The organism is Neobacillus sp. 204, from assembly GCF_046562815.1.
Taxonomy (GTDB): domain Bacteria; phylum Bacillota; class Bacilli; order Bacillales; family Cytobacillaceae; genus Neobacillus.
In genome coordinates this window covers 1-677 of the sequence record NZ_JBJORY010000053.1, presented here as the reverse complement: position 1 = coordinate 677, position 677 = coordinate 1, and the positions used below count along the sequence as shown (strand labels likewise).

At 46.5% G+C, this 677-nt stretch carries 4 tRNA genes and 1 rRNA gene; all 5 read right to left on the bottom strand.

Annotated features, from left to right (window positions below):
* Window positions 1-43: 43 nt before the first annotated feature.
* The 5 genes from ACJ004_RS30100 to rrf all read right to left on the bottom strand — a co-directional run bounded on the left by ACJ004_RS30100 (window position 44) and on the right by rrf (window position 550).
* Window positions 44-119 (bottom strand) — tRNA-Val (locus ACJ004_RS30100).
* 35 nt (window positions 120-154) lie between these two features.
* A tRNA-Glu gene (locus ACJ004_RS30095) sits at window positions 155-229 on the bottom strand.
* A gap of 18 nt (window positions 230-247) precedes the next feature.
* Window positions 248-339 (bottom strand) — tRNA-Ser (locus ACJ004_RS30090).
* A gap of 5 nt (window positions 340-344) precedes the next feature.
* A tRNA-Asn gene (locus ACJ004_RS30085) sits at window positions 345-419 on the bottom strand.
* 14 nt (window positions 420-433) lie between these two features.
* Window positions 434-550, bottom strand: a 5S ribosomal RNA gene (gene rrf / locus ACJ004_RS30080).
* Window positions 551-677: the final 127 nt, after the last annotated feature.

Here is a 677-nt window from a genome sequence, read left to right as displayed (position 1 = left end):
GGACTGCTCCACCCCGCGACAATAAAAATACTAGATTAAAATATGGTGGAGGATGACGGGATCGAACCGCCGACCCTCTGCTTGTAAGGCAGATGCTCTCCCAGCTGAGCTAATCCTCCATAATGAAAGTTACTTCTACTTACATAAAAGACTTTGGTGACCCCTACGGGACTCGAACCCGTGTTACCTCCGTGAAAGGGAGGTGTCTTAACCGCTTGACCAAGGGGCCATACTGTTTAAAAAATTATGGCGGAGAGCAAGGGATTTGAACCCTTGAGACAGGGTTACCCGCCTACACGATTTCCAATCGTGCTCCTTCGGCCACTCGGACAGCTCTCCATAAATGGCTCCGCAGGTAGGACTCGAACCTACGACCGATCGGTTAACAGCCGATAGCTCTACCACTGAGCTACTGCGGAACAATAATATTACAGCCTGGCAACGTCCTACTCTCACAGGGACGCGTGTCCCAACTACCATCGGCGCTGAGAAGCTTAACTTCCGTGTTCGGTATGGGAACGGGTGTGACCTTCTCGCCTTAATTGCCAGACCATTTATGCGACACTATTTTATTATAATGTCTTTTTCATATTTTTCAAGAGGAAAATTTATTTTTTTTCATTCCCTCAAAACTAGATAATGCAGAAGAAGTGTGTAAACTTGAGTTTGCCTTAAAA